This window comes from Pseudomonas sp. WS 5146 (genome assembly GCF_012985495.1).
GTDB lineage: Bacteria > Pseudomonadota > Gammaproteobacteria > Pseudomonadales > Pseudomonadaceae > Aquipseudomonas > Aquipseudomonas edaphica.
The window spans coordinates 85463-103520 of sequence record NZ_JAAQWL010000004.1 but is presented as its reverse complement, the minus strand read 5'-3'; the positions used below and the strand labels follow the sequence as shown (position 1 = coordinate 103520).

Annotated in this window: 19 protein-coding genes; 9 read left to right on the top strand and 10 right to left on the bottom strand. The window is 60.5% G+C overall.

Translation table 11 applies throughout. The features are described 5' to 3' along the window. Positions 1-19: 19 nt before the first annotated feature. Together HBO41_RS12750 and HBO41_RS12745 are read left to right on the top strand one after the other, a co-directional pair. Positions 20-784, top strand: coding sequence for an SDR family oxidoreductase (locus HBO41_RS12750; protein ID WP_058422443.1), 765 nt, complete (start codon positions 20-22; stop codon positions 782-784). Positions 785-981: 197 nt separating this feature from the next. Further along, positions 982-1887, top strand: coding sequence for a cation diffusion facilitator family transporter (locus tag HBO41_RS12745; protein WP_169986513.1), 906 nt, complete (start codon positions 982-984; stop codon positions 1885-1887). 102 nt (positions 1888-1989) lie between these two features. Here the strand turns inward: HBO41_RS12745 and HBO41_RS12740 are convergent, their stop codons facing one another. From HBO41_RS12740 to ureE, 5 genes are all read right to left on the bottom strand, one after another. After that, positions 1990-3099: an AGE family epimerase/isomerase gene (locus HBO41_RS12740; protein ID WP_169986511.1), complete on the bottom strand. Its 1110-nt coding sequence runs from the start codon at positions 3097-3099 to the stop codon at positions 1990-1992. 171 nt (positions 3100-3270) lie between these two features. Beyond that, positions 3271-3843, bottom strand: a complete 573-nt coding sequence (locus tag HBO41_RS12735; RefSeq protein WP_017136797.1) for a HupE/UreJ family protein — start codon at positions 3841-3843, stop codon at positions 3271-3273. A 23-nt stretch (positions 3844-3866) separates the two neighbouring features. Next, positions 3867-4481 (bottom strand): urease accessory protein UreG, encoded by a 615-nt coding sequence (gene ureG / locus HBO41_RS12730; protein ID WP_017136796.1) that lies wholly within the window; start codon positions 4479-4481, stop codon positions 3867-3869. Between the two features lie 9 nt (positions 4482-4490). After that, positions 4491-5165 (bottom strand): urease accessory protein UreF, encoded by a 675-nt coding sequence (locus HBO41_RS12725; protein ID WP_169986509.1) that lies wholly within the window; start codon positions 5163-5165, stop codon positions 4491-4493. Next, positions 5162-5662 carry an urease accessory protein UreE gene (gene ureE, locus HBO41_RS12720; RefSeq protein ID WP_017136794.1) on the bottom strand — a complete coding sequence of 167 codons (501 nt, stop codon included), beginning with the start codon at positions 5660-5662 and terminating at the stop codon, positions 5162-5164. Before ureE ends, HBO41_RS12725 begins: the two co-directional genes overlap by 4 nt. 339 nt (positions 5663-6001) lie before the next feature. Between ureE and HBO41_RS12715 the strand changes: the two genes are divergently transcribed. Next, the gene (locus HBO41_RS12715; protein WP_017136793.1) at positions 6002-6490 is read left to right on the top strand and encodes a C40 family peptidase; all 489 of its coding nucleotides are present in this window, start codon (positions 6002-6004) and stop codon (positions 6488-6490) included. 6 nt (positions 6491-6496) lie between these two features. Here the strand turns inward: HBO41_RS12715 and HBO41_RS12710 are convergent, their stop codons facing one another. Beyond that, on the bottom strand, positions 6497-7129 hold the full coding sequence (locus tag HBO41_RS12710) for a TetR family transcriptional regulator (RefSeq protein WP_017136792.1): 633 nt from the start codon (positions 7127-7129) through the stop codon (positions 6497-6499). Positions 7130-7293: 164 nt separating this feature from the next. Beyond that, entirely contained in the window at positions 7294-7704 is a 411-nt protein-coding gene (locus tag HBO41_RS12705) for a hypothetical protein (RefSeq protein ID WP_017136791.1), read from the bottom strand. A gap of 346 nt (positions 7705-8050) precedes the next feature. Here HBO41_RS12705 and HBO41_RS12700 point away from each other — a divergent pair, with 346 nt between their 5' ends. Further along, positions 8051-10117, top strand: a complete 2067-nt coding sequence (locus HBO41_RS12700) for an AsmA family protein (RefSeq protein ID WP_169986507.1) — start codon at positions 8051-8053, stop codon at positions 10115-10117. Between the two features lie 204 nt (positions 10118-10321). On the opposite strand, the gene HBO41_RS12695 is transcribed toward HBO41_RS12700, so the two are convergent. Further along, on the bottom strand, positions 10322-10852 hold the full coding sequence (locus HBO41_RS12695; RefSeq protein WP_017136789.1) for a bacterioferritin: 531 nt from the start codon (positions 10850-10852) through the stop codon (positions 10322-10324). A gap of 201 nt (positions 10853-11053) precedes the next feature. Here HBO41_RS12695 and HBO41_RS12690 point away from each other — a divergent pair, with 201 nt between their 5' ends. Continuing rightward, complete coding sequence (locus tag HBO41_RS12690; RefSeq protein ID WP_169986505.1) at positions 11054-11944, top strand: triacylglycerol lipase; 891 nt, start codon at positions 11054-11056, stop codon at positions 11942-11944. 113 nt (positions 11945-12057) lie between these two features. Here the strand turns inward: HBO41_RS12690 and HBO41_RS12685 are convergent, their stop codons facing one another. Further along, the gene (locus HBO41_RS12685; protein ID WP_138449247.1) at positions 12058-12945 is read right to left on the bottom strand and encodes a DMT family transporter; all 888 of its coding nucleotides are present in this window, start codon (positions 12943-12945) and stop codon (positions 12058-12060) included. A 98-nt stretch (positions 12946-13043) separates the two neighbouring features. Between HBO41_RS12685 and HBO41_RS12680 the strand changes: the two genes are divergently transcribed. The 3 genes from HBO41_RS12680 (at position 13044) to HBO41_RS12670 (ending at position 15412) form a co-directional block, all read left to right on the top strand. Further along, positions 13044-13832: a helix-turn-helix transcriptional regulator gene (locus HBO41_RS12680; protein ID WP_017136786.1), complete on the top strand. Its 789-nt coding sequence runs from the start codon at positions 13044-13046 to the stop codon at positions 13830-13832. Between the two features lie 72 nt (positions 13833-13904). Next, entirely contained in the window at positions 13905-14207 is a 303-nt protein-coding gene (locus HBO41_RS12675; RefSeq protein ID WP_017136785.1) for a PsiF family protein, read from the top strand. Positions 14208-14398: 191 nt separating this feature from the next. Then, complete coding sequence (locus tag HBO41_RS12670) at positions 14399-15412, top strand: AI-2E family transporter (protein ID WP_017136784.1); 1014 nt, start codon at positions 14399-14401, stop codon at positions 15410-15412. A gap of 123 nt (positions 15413-15535) precedes the next feature. Here the strand turns inward: HBO41_RS12670 and HBO41_RS12665 are convergent, their stop codons facing one another. Beyond that, positions 15536-16810 carry an Hsp70 family protein gene (locus HBO41_RS12665; protein WP_017136783.1) on the bottom strand — a complete coding sequence of 425 codons (1275 nt, stop codon included), beginning with the start codon at positions 16808-16810 and terminating at the stop codon, positions 15536-15538. 238 nt (positions 16811-17048) lie between these two features. Here HBO41_RS12665 and HBO41_RS12660 point away from each other — a divergent pair, with 238 nt between their 5' ends. Next, entirely contained in the window at positions 17049-17987 is a 939-nt protein-coding gene (locus HBO41_RS12660) for a DnaJ C-terminal domain-containing protein (RefSeq protein WP_169986503.1), read from the top strand. Positions 17988-18058: the final 71 nt, after the last annotated feature.

The window sequence follows — 18058 nt, the reverse complement described above, 5'->3', positions numbered from 1 at the left end:
TGCCCGCAAGGAGAACACCATGTCCGACACGCTGTTTATTACTGGCGCCACCTCTGGTTTTGGCGAAGCTTGCGCCCGTCGTTTTGCCGACGCTGGCTGGAAACTGGTGCTTACCGGCCGTCGTGCTGACCGTTTAAATGCCTTGGTCGAAGAGCTTTCCAAGCAGACCGAAGTGCATGGCCTGGTGGTGGACGTGCGTGACCGCAAGGGTATGGAAGAGGCCATCGCCAACCTGCCGCCGTCGTTCGCCAAGTTGCGCGGGCTGATCAACAACGCCGGCCTGGCCGTGGGCACCGACCCTGCGCCCAAGTGCAGCCTCGACGATTGGGAAACCATGGTCGACACCAACATCAAAGGCCTGCTGACCACCACCAACCTGCTGTTGCCGCGCCTGATCGCCCACGGCCGTGGCGCCGGCATCATCAACCTGGGGTCCATCGCCGGTAACTACCCGTACCCGGGCAGCCACGTGTATGGCGGCTCCAAGGCGTTCGTGAAGCAGTTCTCGCTGAACCTGCGTTGCGACCTGCAAGGCACCGGCGTGCGCGTGACCAACATCGAGCCAGGCCTGTGTGAGAGCGAGTTCTCGCTGGTGCGCTTTGGCGGTGACCAGGCGCGTTATGACGCGACCTATGCCGGTGCCGAGCCGATCCAGCCGCAGGACATTGCCGACACGATCTTCTGGGTGATGAATACCCCGGCGCACGTGAACATCAACCGGTTGGAGCTGATGCCGGTGAGCCAGACCTGGGCTGGGTTTGCGATTGAGCGTGGGGCCAAGTAAGGCTTAAGACCGCGTTGCGTCCTTCGCAGGCAAGCCAGCTCCCACACTTGACCGAGTTCCTGCATGAGAATGCGGCCGAATGTGGGAGCTGGCTTGCCTGCGATGGCGTCAAATCGGCCAAAACAGGACATAAGGTACACTCCACTCCTGAAAACCCCTCCGCACTGTGCGGTTTAAAGGTTTTGACGGGAGGAAATGTGAGTAACCGAGGCGAGCAGGCACTGCTCAAACAATCGACGATTCTGATGTTCGCGGTCGCGATCGCCGGGATTGTCACGGGTGTGATATCTGGCGCCCAGTCCATTCTGTTCGACGGCTTTTTCTCGCTGATCGCCACCACCATCAAGGTGCTGATGCTGATCACGGCCAAGCTGATCGCCAAGAAAAGCAACGAGCGTTTCCAGTTCGGCTACTGGCACCTGGAACCGATGGTGCTGCTGATCGAAGGCAGCTTCTTGTTGTTGATCGCGATCTACGCGTTTCTCAACGGTGTGTTCGGCATCATCAATGGCGGGCGTGAGATTGAGTTGGGACTGGTGATCGTCTACGCGGCAGTGTTTACCGTGGTCGAGTTTGCCTACTTCTTCTATGTGCGCTATCGCAATCGCAAGCTCAAATCTTCACTGATCCAGTTCGACAACATCAGTTGGCTGGTGGACGCGATGCTGTCGGTGGGCTTGCTGATCAGCTTCCTCGCTGCGCTGTTGCTCAAGTCCCAGGGCTATGGCGAGTGGGCGGTGTATGTCGACCCATTGATCCTGATTCTGCTGGCCCTGAGCATGCTGGCGCCGGCGTTCAAGATCCTGCGCCCGGCGTTGCGTGAGGTGCTGGGCATTGCCCCGGACCACTTGGATGACAAAGTGCGCGAAGTGATGGATGCCGCCCAGGCCAGGCACGGTTTTGATGATTACGTGTCTTACGTGCAAAAGCACGGGCGGGCGCGGTTTATCGAGATTCATGTGGTGTTGCCGGCCAATTACCCGGTAGATAACGTGGCGACGCTTGATGGGCTGCGCGAGGAGATATCCACAGGGTTGGGTACGCCGGATGCGGCGCGCTGGCTGACGATCAGTTTTACTGGGGATCGCAAGTGGATTGCATGACAGTCAGGTAGACCGCTATCGCAGGCAAGCCAGCTCCCACATTTGACTGTGTTCACACATCAAAATGTGGGAGCTGGCTTGCCTGCGATGAGGCACTAAAGCTCAACCCAGATGCTGGATCAGCCCCTGATAGCAGGTCGCCAAGTGATACGGTGTAGTCGACGGCATATCCCGCCGGCTCACTGCGCCCTTGGCATCCAGGCACTCATGCCAGCCTTTCTCATGCAAAAAGTTCTGTTGCAGCGCCAGCAATTGGCGTTGCAACACCGCTTCACTGCCCGGCCGCAAGGTCAGCGCCCGCAGGTATTCAGCCTGTGCCCAGATCCGTTGCGTGCCGTCGCGCACGCTGCCATCCAGCGCGAGCATGCCGCTGACCGCGCCACTTAACTTATCCACACCCTTAAGCTCTGCATAGGCAAATGCCCGCGTCAGCGAGGCATGCAAGGGTGTGCCGCGCAGTACCTCTGAAGAGTCGAGCAAAAAGAACCACTCGAACTGGTGTCCCGGCTCAAACCAGTTATCCACAGCGCCCAGCGGTTTTTCCATCATCACGCCGTGCTGGCGGTCGATGAAGCGCTTCTGCAGGGCGGTGGCGAGGTCCAGCAACGCATCCTGGGTGATCGCGTCTTCACGCACGGCCAGGGTGGCGAGGAAACCTTCGGCCAGGTGCATCAGTGGGTTTTGCAGTGGGCCGGACTTGAGCGATGACCAGTTGCGCTCCAATACGGCTTCGTACAGGCCGTCGCCGGTGGCGAAACGCTCGGCGACCACGGCCAGGGCCGCATCGAGTACCGACTCCACCAACGGCTCGCGTACTTTGGCCCAATAGTGGGCGCAGGCGAAGATGATGAACGCGTGGGTGTAGAGGTCTTTGCGCTTGTCCAGCGGTTTGCCGTGGGCGTCGATGCTGTAAAACCAACCGCCGTGTTCGGCATCATGAAAATGCCGTTGCAGCGAACGAAACAGCGCCGCTGCACGCTCTTCGGCAAACGCTGCACCCGGCTCGCCGATCAGGCTGGCGAACAGGTACAACTGCCGGGCGCAGGCCATGGCGCGGTAGCGTTGCGGGGGCAATGGCTGGTGATCGGCGCCCAGCGCCTCGTAGGGCAGCGCCAAGTCGGCGTTCCAGCCCGGGCCTTGCCACAGCGGCACGATCAGGGTGTGGAAGTGCGTGAGCACGGCATTCAAGGAAGGTTGGGAAGCGATGGGCATCGGCTGGCGTCGTCACGGCAGAGGTGTAGGCGCGCATGGTAGCAGGCTTGAGTTCTGTGGTGTTTGTGCCACCGCCATCGCAGGCAAGCCAGCTCCCACCTTTGGATCTGTGAACACAGTCAAAGGTGGGAGCTGGCTTGCCTGCGATGGTGCCCTCAGCAGCGCCGCCAATCAGCCCGCCAGCAACCAAACCCCGGTTGCCGCCGAAGCTGCCCCGGCAACCCGTACCAGCGGCGCCGCAGCAGCCGGCAGGAAACGCACCACCGCATACCCGGCAGCATGCAGCGCCGCCGTCGCGGCCACAAAGCCGGCCGCATACGCCCACGGGCTGGACATGTCAGGCAGCTCCAGGCCGTGCGCCACACCGTGGAACAACGCAAACAACGCCGTCGCCGCCACCGCCACAAACAACGGCGGCCGCACTGCCAGCGCTACCGCCAAGCCCAGCGCCAGTACCGAGGCAGCAATCCCGCTTTCCAGCGCCGGCAGTTCCAGGCCTTCAAAGCCGAGCAGGCCGCCCACCAGCATGGTGCCGACAAACGCGCAAGGCAGTGCCCAGCGCGCCTTGCCTTGTTGCTGCGCGGCCCACAACCCAACCGCGACCATGGCCAGTAAATGATCAATACCGCCCAATGGGTGGCTGATACCGGCCACCAGACCATTATCGCCATGCCCGGGGTGAGCGAAGGCAAGGGCCGGTGCCAGCAGCAGGGCGGCGGTTGCAAGAATTTTGTTGAGTCCCATACAGGCTCCTTTTGGGGGTGTGATCAGGCTGCAGTCAGCAAACCCTGACGTTCGATAAAGGCGACGATTTCATCCAGGCCGATGCCGGTTTTCTGGTTGCTGAACACAAAGGGCTTACCGTTGCGCATGCGTGTGGTGTCGCTGTTCATCAGTTCCAGCGAGGCGCCGACCAGGGGCGCCAGGTCGATCTTGTTGATGACCAGCAAGTCGGATTTGCAAATACCGGGCCCGCCCTTGCGCGGCAGCTTGTCACCGGCAGACACATCGATCACGTAGATGGTCAGGTCCGAGAGTTCCGGGCTGAACGTGGCCGACAAGTTGTCGCCGCCGGACTCCACCAGGATCAGGTCCAGGCCGGGGAAGCGGCGGTTGAGTTGGTCCACCGCTTCGAGGTTGATCGAGGCATCTTCACGAATCGCCGTGTGCGGGCAGCCGCCGGTTTCCACGCCGATGATGCGCTCGGGCGCCAGTGCCTGGTTGCGCACCAGAAAATCCGCGTCTTCGCGGGTGTAGATATCGTTGGTGACCACCGCCAGGTTGTAGCGGTCGCGCAGCGCCAGGCACAGCGCCAGGGTCAGGGCGGTCTTGCCGGAGCCCACTGGGCCGCCGATGCCGACACGCAAAGGTTGTGTGTTCATGTAGGTCTCCTAGGAACGGAACAGGCGGCTGTATTGGCGCTCATGGGCCATACACGCCAGGGACAGGCCGAACGCGGCGCTGCCGAAATGGGGAGGGTCGATGCGTGCCGCGTCCTGCTGGGCTTGTTGCAACAGGGGCAGCAATTGGCTGGTCAGGCGTTGGGCGGCTTGCTGGCCCAGCGGCAGGGTTTTCATCAGCACCGCCAATTGGTTTTCCAGCCAGCTCCACAGCCACGCGGCCAGGGCGTCATCGGGGTTGATATGCCAAGCGCGGGCGGCCAAAGCCCAGCCCAGGGCCAGGTGGGGTTCATCACGTTGGGCCAGAAAGTGGCGCGCGGCGTCGTCCAGCTCCGGTAAACCGTTGAGCAGCTGTTGCAGGGAATAGCCCATTTGGCGACTTTCCTGATACAGCTCGCGGGTCTCGCGGCTGGCGCGGTGCTCTTCGCACAGCTGCGCCAAATGCGGCCAATCCTGTTCGGCGGCGGCGTGGCAATGGGCGAGCAACAGCGGCGCTTCAAAACGGGCGAGGTTGAGCAGCAACTGGTCGCTGATCCAGCGCCGGGCACTGGCTGCATCATTGACGCGGCCGTTCTCCACCGCCATCTCCAGGCCTTGGGAATAGCTGTAGCCACCAATCGGCAATTGCGGACTGGCCAGACGCAACAGCGCCCAGGCTGGGTTCATAGACGCACGCCGAACTGGTGTAGTTTGGGCGGGTAATTGAAGTCTTCATCGCCATGACGCGAATGATGATGGCCACCGCCATAGGCACCGTGTTCCGGCTGGAACGGAGCCTCGAGGGTTTGCGTGGTGGCGCCGAGCTGTTCGAGCATGGCTTTGAGTACGTAGTCATCGAGCAGGCGCAGCCAGCCGTCGCCGACTTGCAAGGCCACATGGCGGTTGCCGAGGTGATACGCCGCGCGGGTCAGTTCAAAGGCGTTGCTGCAGGTCACGTGCAGCAGCTGTTCAGGGCGGGCGACCACGCGTACCACGCGCCCGTCTTCCGCTTGCAGGCATTCGCCATCGTGCAGCGGCGGCTGGCCACGCTCCAGAAACAGGCCGACGTCTTCGCCGTCGGCACTGAAACAGCGCAGGCGGCTTTTGCTGCGGGCTTCGAAGTTCAGCAGCAGTTCGGCGGCCCAGAGGGCTTGGGGGGCGATTCGGCGGTGGATCACCAGCATCAGGAGGCTTCCAGCTATGAGCGATAAATGAGCTAGAGCAAGGGGCTTGCCAACCGTGTGTATGGGCGGGAAATCCCTGTAGGCAAGCACGGACATGCCACCGAATAGGGCGTCAGCCAATGGCTGTCGCGCTTCAAATTGGTGCGCTATTGGATTTATAGCACTGGATGGGGGCGCTTTTCGTTGAGAACCGTTGCGTGAAGGATGAAATTTCCTTCACCTGTTTCGCACTGGATTTTTCTCGGATTTGTCCTACGTGATTGAAGGATTTGCCGTTCAAAAAGTTACGCGCTGTTTCATTACGATGTGCGCCGTGTTTAATCCACTGCGACGCCGATCATGTTCAAAGTATTTTTGGTTTCACTTATTCTCAGCTTGTCCTGCGCCGTCATACCGGCCTCTGCCAATTTAAAAGCGCCTGTGGCCTTTGAACCTTCCGCCACCATCGACAACGTGATCGATCGTGCCCATGAGCTGCTGGGAACGCCGTATAAAAGCGGCGGTACCAAGGTTAACCAGGGGTTTGATTGCAGCAGCTTCCTGGTCTACCTGTTCAAGACCGAAGCCAATATCCGCCTGCCGCGCACCACCACAGAAATGCATCGATCAAGCGCCGCGACTGTTCAGCGCGAGGCGCTCAAGCCCGGCGACGCGGTATTTTTCAAAGGCAATGGGCGCGGACAGGTCAGCCATGTCGGCCTTTATATCGGCAAGGGCAAATTCATCCACTCGCCCAGCACCGGCAAACGCGTGCGTATCGATTCATTGAGCAACAGCTACTGGAAAAAGCACTACACCACCGCCAAGCGCTTCCACACGGCGGGCTGACCGGGCTTATTCGGTGCTGCCCAGCCCTTGCCAATGCTTGAGGCCGATAAAGATAAAGCGCAGTTGCTGGGTGATTTTCGCCTGGGGCGTAAGGTGGGCAGGCAGGGCCTGGGCCGGTGGGTCGATGATGTCGGGCAGGGTGGCAAATACACTCTTGACGATCAGGTCGGCCATCACATGTAAGCCGTCGGCATCCAGGTGCTGGAGCTTGGGCATCAACGTAAGGTCGGCAGCCAAGTCGCTGGTGATGTCTTCACGCAGCGCCCCGATGGCTTGGCGCACGGCCAGGCAGCCACCGTATTGCTCGCGGGCCAGGAACAGGAATTGCGAACGGTTGGCTGAAACCACGTCCAGAAAGATCCGCACGGAGGCATCAATGATGCCGCCCATCACGAACTCGTTGTGACGGACCAGGCGAATGGTGGCGCGAAAGGTCTGACCGACTTCACTGACCAGCACGAGCCCTAGCTGGTCCATATCCTCAAAGTGACGATAGAACCCGGTCGGCACAATCCCGGCGGTCTTGGCCACTTCGCGCAGGCTCAGGCTGCCGAACCCACGGCCACACTCCATCAGATGGCGGGCTGCGTCCATCAAGGCGAGGCGGGTCTGTTGCTTCTGTTCGGCGCGGGGCAGCATCGGCGGGCGGGCTTTGTCGGCAAGTACAGCGACGCACTCTAGCAAAACAGCTTCAGCTACGTCGAACTTGGCGGGATGTTGGGGTGTGATGCAGTTCAGATAAGCGTCAGATAAAAGCAAAAGCCCGATCTTCAGATCGGGCTTTTTTCTCGGCCACCACGGGGTTAGCTCTGTGCTTGATGCAGTTCTTGCAGACGGTCAGCACCGCCTTCAACAACGCCTTCGGTGTAAGCGCGTTTGTGGGCTTGCTCAGCACCGCCTTCTACCAGGCCTTTTTGTTCCAGGCGATCACGGCCACCTTCAGCAACGCCTTCGGTGTAAGCACGTTTGTTGGCTTGTTCAGCGCCACCTTCTACCAGGCCTTTCTCTTCCAGGCGATTGCGACCGTTTTCAGCAACGGCGCCTTTGGCGTAGTCACGGTTTTCGTCTTCTTGCGAACCGCTGCGGGCCAGGGTCTGGCTCGACTGAACGGCTTGAGCTTTGTTCTGTGGGGTAGCTTGTTCAGCGGCTGGCAGGGCAAATGCGCTGGAAGCCAGGACCGACAGCAGAACAGTAGCGAGTACTTGGCGTTTCATGATGGGTTGCTCCTTGGGAGGGCGATAAAGTGGGTACAGGGCTAATGTTACTCTCGAGAAGTCGATATAAAAGTTCATAAACACAATGGTAATAATCAACAGAATTGATTGTTCCCCGCAGAGGCTCTAGAACGCGCCTCTCAAGCCCGCGCTTTTGCACCGTGGTGGGTATTTTCGACACGAACCTGGGTAACAATGGTGCGCTGTCGATGATGAAAACTGTCTGGTCGATCAGGAATGTGGCTTTTTGCGACTAAATCGCTGATCGGGTTAAACCCCCCGGCGGTTTGCCAGTCGTAGCCTTATAAGCTTTAGTTTTGCTATCTGTGTTGAGGAGTCCTGTGCAATGACGCGCACTCGTAAAATCGTGGTTTGGAGCTGCGCCAGCTTCGCTGTGTTAATCGCTATCGTGGTCTTGGTGCTGGTGTTCTTTGATTGGAACCGCATCAAGCCGCCGCTCAATGCCAAGGTCTCCGAAGAATTGCATCGCCCGTTTGCCATTAATGGCAACCTCGCCGTGGTGTGGGCGCGCGAGGCCGATGAAGGCGGTTGGCGTGCCTGGGTGCCGTGGCCGCACGTGATTGCCGAAGACCTGACCCTGGGCAACCCGGACTGGTCAAAAAAACCGCAGATGGTCACGCTCAAACGCGTTGAGCTGCGCATCTCGCCCCTGGCGCTGTTGGCTCAGCGCGTGGTGATCCCGCGTATCGACCTCACCGAGCCAAGCGCCGACTTGCAGCGCCTTGCCGACGGTCGCGCCAACTGGACCTTCAAGTTCGACCCCAAAGACCCCAACGCCGAGCCTTCCAGCTGGGTGGTGGACATCGGCTCCATCGGTTTCGACAAGGGCCACGTGACCCTCGACGACCAAACCCTCAAGACCCAGTTGGATGTGATCATCGACCTGCTTGGCAAGCCGATTCCCTTCGGTGAAATCGTCGGCGACGCGGATGCCAAGAAGGCCCTGGAAAAAGGCTCGGCGCCGCAGGACTACGCATTCGGCCTCAAGGTCAAAGGCCAGTACCACGGCCAGAAACTCGATGGCACCGGCAAGATAGGCGGGCTGTTGGCCTTGCAGGACGCGGCCAAGCCGTTCCCGCTGCAAGCGCAAGTGAAAATCTCCGACACCAGCATCGCACTGGCCGGCACCCTGACCGATCCGCTGAACCTTGGCGCCCTGGACCTGCGGTTGAAACTGTCCGGTAGTAGCCTGGGCAACCTTTACCCGCTGACCGGCGTGACGCTGCCCGATTCTCCGGCCTATTCCACCGACGGCCATCTGATCGCCAAGCTGCATGAGGCCAGCGGCGCGTCATTCACCTATGAAAACTTCAACGGCAAGATCGGCAACAGTGATATCCACGGCAACCTCAGCTACGTCGCCAGCCAGCCACGCCCCAAGCTCAGCGGTACGCTGGTGTCCAACCAACTGCTGATGACTGACCTTGCACCGTTGATCGGTGCCGACTCCAACGCCAAGCAAAAGGCCCGTGGTGGCGAGAGCAAGCAACCGGCGACCAAAGTGCTGCCGGTGGAAGAGTTCCGCACCGAGCGCTGGCGCGACATGGACGCCGACGTGGAATTCACCGGCAAACGTATCGTGCACAGCGCCGACTTGCCGTTCACCGACCTCTACACCCACTTGGTTCTCAACGATGGCGAGCTGAGCCTGCAACCCCTGCGCTTTGGCGTGGCGGGTGGCAAGCTGGATGCGCAGATCCGCTTGAACGGGCGCATCACGCCAATGGAAGGCCGTGCCAGGTTGACTGCACGCAACTTCAAGCTCAAACAGTTGTTCCCGACGTTCGAACCGATGAAGACCAGCTTTGGTGAGCTCAACGGCGACGCTGATATTTCCGGACGCGGCAACTCCGTGGCGGCCTTGTTGGGCACCTCCAACGGTGACCTGAAAATGCTGATCAATGACGGCGCCATCAGCCGCGGCCTGATGGAAATTGCCGGGCTCAACGTGGGCAACTACGTGGTGGGCCGCTTGTTTGGCGACAAGGAAGTGAAGATCAACTGCGCGGCGGCAGACTTTGGCATCAAGACGGGTTTGGCGACGACGCGGCTGTTTGTGTTCGATACCGAGAACGCGATTATCTATATCGATGGCACGGCGAACATGGCGACCGAGCAGTTGGACTTGACCATCACGCCAGAGTCCAAGGGCTTTCGCTTGTTCTCCCTGCGTTCACCGTTGTACGTCAATGGCCCGTTTATCAAGCCTAATGCGGGTGTAAAGGCCGTGCCGCTGATGTTGCGGGGTGCCGGCATGGTCGCGCTGGGCGTAATCGCCGGCCCGGCGGCCGGGTTGCTGGCGTTGGTCGCTCCGAGCGGTGACGAGCCCAACCAGTGCGCACCGTTGCTGCAACAGATGAAGGAAGGCAAGGCGCCGAAAACCGTTAAGTAAGGCGTCCGCTCCTAGAGGGGATGTGACGCAGAGCGTCACTGGATGCATTCCCACGCGGAGCGTGGGACCGATCAGGACCCGGCGCAAAAAAATGTGGGAGCTGGCTTGCCTGCGATAGCGGTGTAACAGTCGATACAGGCACTGACTGTTAGATTGCTATCGCGGGCAAGCCAGCTCCCACATGGGGTTCAGCGGTGAAGCGCGTTACAGGTCCTGCAGAATATCCGCCATGTCATCGGCGTGCTCTTCTTCCTGGGCCAGGATATCTTCGAAGATTCGACGTGTAGTCGGGTCTTTATCACCGATGTACTGGATGATTTCGCGATAGCTGTCCACCGCGATCCGTTCGGCCACCAGGTCTTCGTAGACCATTTCTTTCAGGGTATTGCCGGCCACGTATTGGGCGTGGGAGTTCTTCGACAGCAGGTCGGGGTTGAACTCCGGCTCACCGCCCAACTGCACGATGCGTTCGGCCAGTTTGTCGGCGTGTTCGGCTTCCTGGGTGGCGTGCTCCAGGAACTCATCGGCCGCGACACTGGCTTTCAGGCCGCTGGCCATGAAGTAGTGACGCTTGTAGCGCAACACGCAGACCAGTTCAGTGGCCAGCGACTCGTTGAGCAGGCGAATAATTTCCTCACGGTCGGCGTCGTAGCCTTCGGTCACGGCACCGTTCTCGACGTGCTGGCGGGCGCGGCTGCGCAGGGTTGCAACGTCGGTCAAGTTTGCTTGGGTCATCTCAATCTCCTGGTGCTAATCCGGTTTTGCGCCACGCTCTGTCGGCGTGATCACTCCAAGTTGTGAGTCCCGGGCAGCGCAAAAAGTTTTATCGGATTTCACACCGCCTGACCGGACACTTCTAAACGGCACAGTCATGGGGCAGTCATGTCGGGTGGTCTAGGATGGCGTTATCGCTTCCCCTACCAGGATGTCCGCCCTATGCCCGATTCCCTCGCCACGCGTTACCCCCTGGTGCTGGTACCCGGCATGCTGGGCTTTGTGCGCGTAGGCTTTTTCCCTTACTGGTACGGGATTGTCCCGGCGCTGCGGGCGGGTGGGGCGCAGGTATTTGCCGTTCAGGTGGCGCCGCTGGATTCCAGCGAGGTGCGTGGCGAGCAGTTGCTGGTACACATTGCGCAGATTCGTCGCGAGACCGGCGCCGACAAGGTCAACCTGATCGGCCATAGCCAGGGCGCGCTCACCGCGCGTTATGCCGCCGCCAGGCGCCCGGAGTGGGTGGCGTCAGTGACGTCGGTGGCTGGCCCCAACCATGGCTCGGAGCTGGCGGACCATATCCACGCCCATTACCCGGCTGACAGCGTGAAAGGCAGGCTCATGAGCGCGGTGTTTCACCTGGTTGCCTGGGTGATGGGCCTGCTGGAAACCGGCTATCGCGGCCCGCGCTTCAAGGCCGATCTAGAGGCTTCGCACCATTCGCTGACCAGTGCCGGTGTGGCGTTGTTTAACCGCCAGTATCCCCAAGGGCTGCCCGAAACCTGGGGCGGGCAGGGCGCCGAGGTGGTCAATGGCGTGCGTTATTACTCGTGGTCCGGCACCTTGCAGCCGGGCAAGACCGATCGTGGGCGCAACCTGCTGGACGGCACGAATCGCAGTTGCCGGTTGTTCGCCCGCAGCTTTGTGCGCGAGAAGGGCCAGTGTGACGGCATGGTCGGGCGCTACAGCTCGCACCTGGGCACGGTCATCGGCGATGACTACGCCCTGGATCACTTCGATATCGTCAACCAATCCTTGGGGTTGGTGGGCAAGGGCGCCGAGCCGATCCGGTTGTTTGTCGAGCATGCGCGGCGGCTGAAGGCGGCGGGGGTTTAACCGGGAGACCGGGTTATCGTTCATCGCAGGCAAGCCAGCTCCCACAGTTGGCCCCATTCCAAAGTTGGAACCCGGTCGAATGTGGGAGCTGGCTTGCCTGCGATAGCGATCTGTCAGGCGACGCCAACCTCACGGCGCACCGGCGTAATCCAGCGCTCCGACAAAATCACCCCACCCAAGGTGAGCAAGCCGCCGACCAAGTGATACATCGCCAGTTTTTCCTTCAGCACCACCGCCGCAATCAATGCGGTAATCAACGGCAGCAAGTTGAAAAACAGTGTGGTGCGGCTTGGCCCCAGGTGTTTCACCGAGTGCATCCACGCCAGTGGCGCCAGCATCGACGCCAGCAGGCACGCGTACAGCACCAGTGGGATATTCGCCCAGCCCAAGCCGGCCTTGGCCGAGAACAGGAACAGCGGAAACAGCACCACCACCGCCACCAGTATCTGCAAATACAGCAACACCAGCGGCGGCAGGCGCAAATGCCATTTTTTCAGCAGGGTGCTGTAGACCGCGTAGGCCAGGGTGGCGAACAGCATCATGGCGTCACCCAGGTTGAGCCCGTGTTGCAGTAACGCGCCGAGGCTGCCGGCTGATACCACTACGACAACGCCTGCGAACGACAGCACTGCGCCGGTCAGCGCGCCGAAGGTGAGGCGTTGGCCGAGGCTGATGATGGCAGCGGTCAGCGACATCAACGGCATCAGCGACAGGATGATGCCCATGTTGGTGGCACTGGTCAGCGTCGCGGCGTAATAGGCCAGGCTTTGATACACCGCCATGCCCAGCACGCCGAGGATGAAGATCTTGCCCAGGTTCGGGCGGATCAGCGCCCAGTTGGCCAGCACCGGCTTGAGCATGAATGGGGTAAACAGCAATGCCGCCAGCAACCAGCGGTAAAAGCCGATTTCGGCGGGGAAGATCGAGCCCACGGCCAGTTTGTTGACCACGGTGTTGCCGGCCCAGATAAAGATGGCCAGCAGGGGGTACGCGTATTGCATCGAAAGAAACCAGGTGTGTTGATGAGCCGCGATTATCCCCCTGTCTGGATAGAAGCCTATACTGCGATCCAGACAACCGACCTTTGTATCCAGACAATATGGCCAGACACACCGTACGCCTCGCGGATTTTCGCAGCCTGCCGAGCCCGGTCTACTTCCGCTACTCTGAATTTGCGCCCGACACCGAGTGCACGCCACACCGGCATGGCTGGGGCTCGCTGGACTATTCGGCCAATGGCGTGATGCGCATGGAAGTGGCCGGCAGCCGCTTTATGTCGCCTCCGCAGTACGCGGTGTGGATCCCACCCAATACCGAGCACAGCTCCTACAACGCCCAGGCGATTGTGTATCGCTCCGTGGGCCTGGCCCCGGCATTGTGCGCGCAACTCCCGCAGGCGCCGTGCACCTTGGCGATCAGTGACATTCTCAAGGCGATCCTCAGCGATTTTGCCCAGCGTGACGTCAATGTTCCTCAAAGTGAGGCCGATATACGCCTGGCCCAGGTGCTGGTGGACCAGCTCAAACAGGCACCGATGCATGATTGCTTCCTGCCTTACGCGCGCCACCCCGGGCTGCTCGGCGTGCTCGAAGGCATGCAGGCCGACCCTGGCGACAATCGCCCGCTGGCGCAGTGGGCGGAGCAGGTGCATGTGAGTGAGCGCACCTTGGCACGCCAATTTGTGCGCGAGCTGGGCATCAGCTTCGGCGAATGGCGCCAGCGCCTGCGCTATCTTGCCGCCATCGAAGCCCTGGACAGCGACCGCAGCGTGCAACATGTAGCCTTTGACTTGGGTTACAGCACGGCCTCGGCGTTTATCGCCATGTTCCAGCGTCACGCCGGCTGCACCCCGGAGCAGTACCGACGGTCGAATATTCGCGGACGCTGAAGATGTAACAGGTTTTGACTACACTGCTGCGTAGGCCGTGCCCCTTTGGTGCGGTAACAGGGAGAAAACTCCATGAAGATGCTGCGTATTCCGTTGTTGATGATGGGCCTGCTGCTGTGTTCCCAAGGCTTCGCTGCCACAGCCCAGCAAAATAAAATGACCACCTGCAATGCACAAGCGACCACCAAGACGCTCAAAGGTGATGACCGCAAGGCCTTTATGAAGACCTGCCTGTCGGCGCCAGCTGCCAACGATGCCAAGACCCTGACCCCACAGCAGCAGAAAATGAAAGACTGCAATGCCTCGGCGAAAACCAAGGCGTTGGCTGGCGATGCGCGTAAAACCTTTATGAGCACCTGCCTCAAAGGCAGCTAACAACATAGATCCCATGTGGGAGTCGGGCTTGCCCGCGATGCAGACGCCGCGGTGCATCAGCCAGACTGAGGTGATGCCATCGCAGGCAAGCCAGCTCCCACACTGACGGTGTTCGCAATTCAGACCTCTCGCTTGATTCCCTCAAGGCTGGCAGACTGCCCATCCTTTAACGCCGTTCGTTTTGAGGCTGTATGCCAACGTTTTCTCAGCGTCACGTGTTGTTGCTGGTCAGTTGCGTCATCATTTTCGGCGGGCTATTGCTGGTCCTGCCGCTCAAGCTGTTGCCGAGCTTGCTGGCCGGCCTGCTGGTTTATGAACTGGTCAACATGCTTACCCCGCAGTTGCAGCGGCTGATCGAAGGCCGGCGTGCGCGTTGGCTGGCAGTAGCGTTGCTGGGCACCTTGATCGTCAGCGTGTTGACCCTGATCTTTGCCGGCGCCATCAGCTTTCTGCTCCACGAAGCGGAAAACCCCGGGGCTTCCCTGGACAAATTCATGGGCGTGGTCGACCGCGCGCGCGGGCAACTGCCGCCGTTCGTCGACGCCTACCTGCCCGCCAGTGCCGCCGAATTCCGCGTGGCCATCGGCGATTGGCTGAGCAAACACCTGAGCGAGCTGCAACTGGTCGGCAAAGACGCCGCCCACATGTTCGTCACCCTGCTGATCGGCATGGTGCTCGGCGCCATTATCGCCCTGCAGCGCGTGCCCGACCTGACCAAACGCAAACCCCTGGCGGCCGCGCTGTTCGACCGCCTGCACCTGTTGGTCCAGGCGTTTCGTAACATTGTCTTCGCCCAGATCAAGATTGCCGCGCTCAATACGGCCTTCACTGCGATTTTTCTCGCGGTTGTGTTGCCGCTCTGCGGCATTCACCTGCCTTTGACCAAAACCCTGATCGTGCTGACCTTCCTGGTCGGCCTGCTGCCGGTGATCGGCAACCTGATCTCCAACACCCTGATCACCATCGTCGCGCTGTCGCTGTCGATCTGGGTGGCGGTGGCGGCGTTGGGATATCTGATCGTGATCCACAAGGTCGAGTACTTCCTCAACGCGCGCATCGTCGGCGGGCAGATCAGTGCCAAATCCTGGGAATTGCTCCTGGCGATGTTGGTGTTTGAAGCCGCATTCGGCCTGCCGGGTGTGGTGGCGGGGCCGATTTATTATGCGTATTTGAAGAGTGAGTTGAAGCTGGCGGGGATGGTTTAACTGGCCCGTTAGCTCGTTCCCACGCTCTGCGTGGGAATGCTGCCCTGGACGCTCTGCGTCCGCTGTTGAAGTCGTGACGCGGAGCGTCACAGGATGCATTCCCACGCGGAGCGTGGGAACGATCTACTCCATTGCGCCGTAACGCTTGCTCGCCTCAATCGCCAGACCGCTGCCGATACTGCCGAAGATATTGCCTTCCACATGTCGTGCATTCGGCAGCATCGCCGAGATGCTGTGGCGCAGTGCCGGAATGCCGCTGGAGCCGCCGGTGAAGAACACCGTGTCCACCTGGGCCACGCTCACCGAGGCATCGTTAAGCAGTTGCGTGACGCTGTTGCGCACACGCTCCAGCAACGCGTCGATGGACGACTCGAACAATGCCCGGCTCAGGTCGACGCTCAGGCCTTTTTCGATGCGGTCCAGGGCCACGTGGCGGTTGTCTTCGTGGGTCAGCTGGATCTTGGTTTCTTCCACTTCCATGGCCAGCCAGTGCCCGGCACGCTGTTCGATCAGCTTGAACAAGCGGTCGATGCCGCCGGTGTCTTCGATGTCGTAGCGCATGCTGCCCAAGGCCAGCTGGGATTTTTGCGAGTACACCGAGTTGATGGTGTGCCAGGTGGCCAGGTTCATGTGGTGGCTGGTGGGCATGTAGGCGCCGCTTTTCATGCGGCTGCCATAGCCGAACAGCGGCATCATGCCTTGCAGGCTCAGCTGTTTGTCGAAGTCGGTACCGCCGATGTGCACGCCGCCGGTGGCGAGGATGTCGCTTTGGCGGTTGTCGTTGTGACGACGGTCCGGCGACAGGCGCACCAGCGAGAAGTCAGACGTACCGCCGCCGATGTCGACGATCAGCACCAGCTCTTCTTTCTCGATGGTGGACTCATAGTCAAACGCGGCCGCAATCGGCTCGTACTGGAACGAGATGTCCTTGAAGCCGATCTTGCGCGCCACATCCACCAGCGTGTTTTCGGCTTCCTGGTCGGCCATCGGGTCGTCATCGACGAAGAACACCGGGCGGCCCAGCACCACTTCTTCGAACTCGCGACCGGCGTTGGCTTCGGCGCGGCTCTTGAGCTGGCCGATAAACAGCGCCAGCAGGTCGGTGAACGGCATGGCCGTGCCGAGCACGCTGGTGTCGTGCTTGATCAGCTTGGAACCCAGCAGGCTCTTGAGCGAGCGCATCAGCCGGCCTTCGTAGTTTTCCAGGTATTCGTGCAGCGCCAGGCGACCGTACACCGGGCGGCGCTCCTCGAAGTTGAAGAACACCACCGACGGCAGGGTGATCTTGTCGTCCTCCAGCGCGATAAGCGTCTCCTCGCCGGGGCGGATCCAGCCGACGGTGGAGTTGGACGTGCCGAAGTCGATGCCGCAGGCACGGGCTGGGGATGTGTTGTTCATGTCTTCCAGGTTCCGGTTAAAAAACGGCCGCGCAGTGTATGTCACTCGCGCGCAGATGCGTAGGCCGACTATCCGCTAAATCGTGCTTGAAAGTTGGGTATTTGCCCCCACATCTGTTGCATACGGCTAGCGCCGATAACACTTTGACGCACCCCCAGGCCACACCACTCAACAGGTGCAAAGCAGCGCACGTTGTGCCCCGGGCTGTGCGATCTCGATTAAGGATGGTGAACTGCCGATGGATTTCAAAGACTATTACAAGATTCTGGGTGTCGAGCCGAGCGCCGATGACAAGGAAATCAAGGCCGCCTATCGCAAGCTCGCACGCAAGTATCACCCGGACGTGAGCAAGGAAAAGGACGCCGAAGAGAAATTCAAAGACGCGTCCGAAGCCTATGAGGCGCTCAAAAGCGCCGACAAACGCGCCGAGTACGATGAGCTGCGTAAATACGGCCAGCATGGCCAGCCGTTCCAGGGGCCACCGGGCTGGCAGAGCCGTGGTGGTTATGGCGGTGGCCAGGACACGGGCGACTTCTCGGACTTCTTCAGCTCGATCTTCGGCGCGCGCGGCGACGCCTTTGGCGGCGGCCAGCGCCGTCCTACCGGGCGCAAGGGCCAGGATGTGGAGATGCAACTGAGCGTTTCCCTTGAGGAAACGCTGTCCACCGAGTCCAAGCAGATCAGCTTCCAGGTGCCGCAATACGATGCGTCTGGCCGGCATGTCAGCAATACCGTCAAGAGCCTGAATGTGAAGATTCCGGCCGGTGTGGCCGATGGCGAGCGCATCCGCCTCAAGGGCCAGGGCGCACCGGGTGTGGGCGGTGGTGCCAATGGCGACCTGTACCTGATCATCAAGTTTGCGCCGCACGCCAAGTTCGAGGTGGATGGCGAAAACCTGATCATCAACCTGCCGCTGGCCCCGTGGGAGCTGGCGTTGGGCGCGGAAGTCGCAGTGCCGACCCTTACCGGCAAGATTAACCTCAAGGTGCCGGCCGGCAGCCAGAACGGCCAACGCATGCGCGCAAAGGGCCATGGCTTGTTGAACAAGGCCGGGCAACGCGGTTATCTGTTTATCCAGCTCAAGGCTGTGATGCCTAAGGCTGCAGACGATGAGGTCAAGGCATTGTGGCAGGCGCTGGCTGAAAAGGCCGCTTTCGACCCCCGTGAGCACTTCTGAACGAGCTGACCCGATGAGTTTTCGAGCTTGCTAAATAGTTAGCTCCTGCAAAAAAACGCACTGCATAGGAT